Origin of the sequence: Pseudomonas citronellolis (genome assembly GCF_029335315.1) — a bacterium.
Lineage (GTDB): Bacteria > Pseudomonadota > Gammaproteobacteria > Pseudomonadales > Pseudomonadaceae > Pseudomonas > Pseudomonas citronellolis_A.
This window is the reverse complement of record NZ_JARJLT010000237.1, coordinates 1-4,410: the sequence shown is the minus strand read 5'-3', so window position 1 is coordinate 4,410 and position 4,410 is coordinate 1. Positions and strand designations below refer to the sequence as shown.

Below are 4,410 nucleotides of genomic sequence, written 5' to 3'. Positions count from 1 at the left end.
GAATACGGCAACCTGAGCGCGCTGGTCAGCGGCACAGGCAGGAAGCGTGGCAACAGCACCAACGCCATCACGATGATCAGGGGCAGCAGCATACTCATGCCCGGCACCTCCCTTGGAGAAATACCCCGCCGCGCTCGCCTTGGCGAAGGCTGCGGGAGGACAGTGGGATAGGGGTGGCGTAGGACGGGTGCGCCGAACGGGCACCAACACCACCGGGGTGTGCCTATCTCAAGCCAGAACCGCGGAAACTCCGTTGACTTTTGTCAGAAAAGGCAGAAATCACTATGCGAAACGCGAAAATATCAGAGTAATCCTACAAAACCAGCAACAACGCCTCGCGACGCACTGTTAACTTGCGCGCATTCCCGCCAGGGCCGCCGCGTTTCACTTGCCACCCGTCGGCGCCGATGCAAGGCTTAGCGCATTCACTTCGCGGAGACCGCGCATGCGCGTGCCCATCCTCTTGCTGCTGCTCGCCCTGGCCGGCACCGCCAGCGCGCAGATCTACAAGTACACCGACGCCAACGGCAAGACGGTGTTCACCAACCAGCCACCGGCCGGCGCCGGCGCGCAACCGGTGGACCTGCCGCCGACCAACACCGTCGGCGCCCAGCCGCCGGTGCCGGGCGTCGCCAGCAACGACGCCGGCAAGCAGGCGCCCTACGCGATCCTCGCCATCAGCGGCGTGCCCGACGAAGAAGCGCTGCGCGCCAACAACGGCACCTTCGACGTCGACGTGATCATCCAGCCGCAACTGATCCCCGGCCACAGCCTGCAGCTGCGCCTGGACGGCCAGCCCTACGGCGCGCCCAGCACCTCCACCCGCTTCACCCTGCAGGTGGTCGACCGTGGCGACCACAGCCTGGCGGTCGACGTGCTGCAGGGCAGCCGCGTGCTGCAATCCAGCGCCGCCGTGAACTTCACCCTGCAGCGCACCAGCACCAACGCGCCGACGCGCAAGCCGCCACCCCCGAAACCGCAACCGAGGACCGGCAACTGATGCGCGCCCGCCTGCTGTTCGGCCTGCTCGCGCTGTTCTGCGTCCACGCCAGCGCCGAGGTCTATACCTACATCGACAAGGACGGCAACCGCGTCTACACCGACCAGCCCAGGCGCAGCAACGCCCAGCGCCTGAACCTGGCGCCGGCCAACGGCATGCCGACCACCCCGCCGCTGTACGCCCCGGCGGCGCCGGTCGAGCCGCCGCAACCGCCGCAATACCAGGTGCTGCGCATCCTGGTGCCGGAACCCGACGCTATCGTCCGGGCCAACAATGGCGATCTGATCGTCACCGTCTCCAGCGATCCCAACCTGCTGCCCGGGCACAACTACCGGCTGTTCGTCGACGGCGTACCGGCCGGCGCGCCCAGCCGCAGCCCGGTGTTCCCGCTGCAGAACCTGGATCGCGGCACCCACCAGCTGTCGGTGGAGATCGTCGACCAGCGCGGCCAGACCCTGGAGCAGACGCCGAACCAGCCGTTCCACATGCGGCGGGTGTCCTTCGCCGAGGCCGATCCGGCCGAGCAGCCGGCGCTCGCCGCCCATCCGTGATCACGGCGAAACTTCCTACGCCCCCTTAAGCAGCCCTGCACGAAGAGTTCGCACCACTTTGGTGCGAATGCCTGCACCAATTTCTATACTCTCCCCATTTCGGATCACTCCGAGGGTCCGTAATCCTGCGGCGATCGCCACAAGTCTGCGCAGATTGCGGCCTGGCGCGCCTTCTCGGGGCTTGGTTTGGTTTTTGCATTTTCCTGCCCAACCTTGGAACGTCTGCCCGCCATGCCTACAGAAACCCAGCTCAGACTGTTGCTAGACAACCTCACCACGGCGGTGATCCTGCTCAACGCCGAACTGCGCCTGGAGTACATGAACCCGGCCGCCGAGATGCTCCTGGCGGTCAGCGGCCAACGTAGCCACGGGCAGTTCATCAGCGAGCTGTTCACCGAGTCCCAGGAGGCGCTGCTGTCGCTGCGCCAGGCGGTGGAAGAGGCGCACCCGTTCACCAAGCGCGAGGCGACCCTGACCTCCATCACCGGCCAGAGCATCACCGTCGACTACGCGGTGACGCCGATCCTCAACCGCCGCGAGACCTTGCTGCTGCTGGAAGTGCACCCGCGCGACCGGCTGATGCGCATCACCAAGGAAGAGGCGCAGCTGTCCAAGCAGGAAACCACCAAGCTGCTGGTGCGCGGCCTGGCCCACGAGATCAAGAACCCCCTGGGCGGCATTCGCGGCGCCGCCCAGCTGCTGGCCCGCGAGCTGCCGGAAGAGTCGCTCAAGGACTACACCAACGTCATCATCGAAGAAGCCGACCGCCTGCGGAACCTGGTGGACCGCATGCTCGGCTCGAACAAGCTGCCGCAGCTGACCGTGACCAACATCCACGAAGTGCTGGAGCACGTCTGCAGCCTGGTGGGCGCCGAGACCCAGGGCAGCATCCCGCTGATCCGCGACTACGACCCGAGCATCCCCGACCTGATGCTCGACCGCGAGCAGATGATCCAGGCGGTGCTGAACATCGTGCGCAACGCCATGCAGGCGGTCGCCTCGAACAACGAACTGCGCCTGGGCCGCATCACCCTGCGCACCCGCACCCTGCGCCAGTTCACCATCGGCCACACGCGCCATCGCCTGGTGTGCAAGGTCGAGATCATCGACAACGGCCCGGGCATCCCGGCCGAGCTGCAGGAAACCATCTTCTATCCCATGGTCAGCGGCCGCCCGGACGGTACCGGGCTGGGCCTGGCCATCACCCAGAACATCATTAGCCAGCACCAGGGGCTGGTCGAATGCGAGAGCCACCCAGGCCATACCGTGTTCAGTCTGTTCCTGCCCCTGGAACAAGGAGTGCATTGACCCATGAGCCGTTCAGAGACCGTCTGGATCGTCGACGACGACCGCTCCATCCGCTGGGTGCTGGAAAAAGCCCTGCAAACCGAAGGCATGACCACCGTCAGCTTCGAGAACGCCGACAGCGTCCTCCACCGCCTCGGCCGGCAGCAACCGGACGTGATCATCTCCGACATCCGCATGCCCGGTTCCAGCGGCCTCGACCTGCTGGCGCAGATCCGCGAGCTGCACCCGCGCCTGCCGGTGATCATCATGACCGCGCATTCCGACCTGGACAGCGCGGTGGCCTCGTACCAGGGCGGCGCCTTCGAGTACCTGCCCAAGCCGTTCGACGTCGACGAGGCCGTGTCCCTGGTCAAGCGCGCCAACCAGCACGCCCAGGAACAGCAAGGCCTGGAGGCGCCGATCAACCAGGCGCGCACCCCGGAGATCATCGGCGAGGCGCCGGCGATGCAGGAGGTGTTCCGCGCCATCGGCCGCCTCAGCCACTCCAACATCACCGTGCTGATCAACGGCGAGTCCGGCACCGGCAAGGAACTGGTCGCCCACGCCCTGCACCGCCACAGCCCGCGCGCGGCCGAGCCGTTCATCGCGCTGAACATGGCGGCGATCCCCAAGGACCTGATGGAGTCCGAGCTGTTCGGCCATGAGAAAGGCGCCTTCACCGGCGCCGCCGCGCAGCGCCGCGGGCGCTTCGAGCAGGCCGACGGCGGCACCCTGTTCCTCGACGAGATCGGCGACATGCCGGCGGACACCCAGACCCGCCTGCTGCGCGTGCTGGCCGACGGCGAGTTCTACCGCGTCGGCGGCCACACCCCGGTGAAGGTCGACGTGCGGATCATCGCCGCCACCCACCAGAACCTGGAAAACCTGGTGCGCGAGGGCAAGTTCCGCGAGGACCTGTTCCACCGCCTGAACGTCATCCGCATTCACATCCCGCGCCTGGCCGACCGCCGCGAGGACATCCCGGCGTTGGCCCGGCACTTCCTCGCCCGCGCCGCCCAGGAACTGGCGGTGGAGCCCAAGCTGCTCAAGCCGGAAACCGAGGAATACCTGAAGAACCTCGGCTGGCCGGGCAACGTGCGCCAGCTGGAGAACACCTGCCGCTGGATCACCGTGATGGCTTCCGGCCGCGAGGTGCACGTCGACGACCTGCCCCCGGAACTGCTCACCCAGCCGCAGGACAGCCTGCCGGCGGCCAACTGGGAACAGGCCCTGCGCCACTGGGCGGACCAGGCCCTGGGCCGTGGCCAGTCGAGCCTGCTGGACAGCGCCGTGCCGGCCTTCGAACGGATCATGATCGAGACCGCCCTCAAGCACACCGCCGGCCGCCGCCGCGACGCCGCCGTGCTGCTGGGCTGGGGCCGCAACACCCTGACACGCAAGATCAAGGAACTGGGCATGAAGGTCGACGGCCCGGACGACGAAGGCGACGACTGAAGCGCCTGCGCCTTTCGCAAAGGGGCCTTCGGGCCCCTTTTTCGTCTTCATGCGGGGGGCAGGGTTATCCACCGTCGTCTCTGGCAAAGGTGCCGCCGGATCGGCCTGGCAGATGGC

General features: G+C 67.1%; 4 protein-coding genes. All 4 read left to right on the top strand.

Features of this window, described 5'->3' with window-relative positions:
• Positions 1-445 precede the first annotated feature (445 nt).
• The 4 genes from P3W75_RS18260 (at position 446) to ntrC (ending at position 4,293) form a co-directional block, all read left to right on the top strand.
• On the top strand, positions 446-1,000 hold the full coding sequence (locus P3W75_RS18260) for a DUF4124 domain-containing protein (protein ID WP_276228725.1): 555 nt from the start codon (positions 446-448) through the stop codon (positions 998-1,000).
• Positions 1,000-1,551 (top strand): DUF4124 domain-containing protein, encoded by a 552-nt coding sequence (locus P3W75_RS18255; protein ID WP_276228724.1) that lies wholly within the window; start codon positions 1,000-1,002, stop codon positions 1,549-1,551. The genes P3W75_RS18260 and P3W75_RS18255 overlap by 1 nt, the downstream gene beginning before the upstream one ends.
• 231 nt (positions 1,552-1,782) lie before the next feature.
• Positions 1,783-2,859, top strand: a complete 1,077-nt coding sequence (glnL, locus tag P3W75_RS18250) for a nitrogen regulation protein NR(II) (RefSeq protein WP_276228723.1) — start codon at positions 1,783-1,785, stop codon at positions 2,857-2,859.
• A gap of 3 nt (positions 2,860-2,862) precedes the next feature.
• Complete coding sequence (gene ntrC / locus P3W75_RS18245; RefSeq protein WP_276228722.1) at positions 2,863-4,293, top strand: two-component system response regulator NtrC; 1,431 nt, start codon at positions 2,863-2,865, stop codon at positions 4,291-4,293.
• Positions 4,294-4,410 lie beyond the last annotated feature (117 nt).

What these genes read in the sequence shown, in the direction of transcription:
- ntrC (WP_276228722.1), top strand. Translation starts at nt 2,863, where the DNA reads ATGAGCCGTTCAGAGACCGTCTGGATCGTCGACGACGACCGCTCCATC.
- P3W75_RS18255 (WP_276228724.1), top strand. Translation starts at nt 1,000, where the DNA reads ATGCGCGCCCGCCTGCTGTTCGGCCTGCTCGCGCTGTTCTGCGTCCAC.
- P3W75_RS18260 (WP_276228725.1), top strand. Translation starts at nt 446, where the DNA reads ATGCGCGTGCCCATCCTCTTGCTGCTGCTCGCCCTGGCCGGCACCGCC.
- glnL (WP_276228723.1), top strand. Translation starts at nt 1,783, where the DNA reads ATGCCTACAGAAACCCAGCTCAGACTGTTGCTAGACAACCTCACCACG.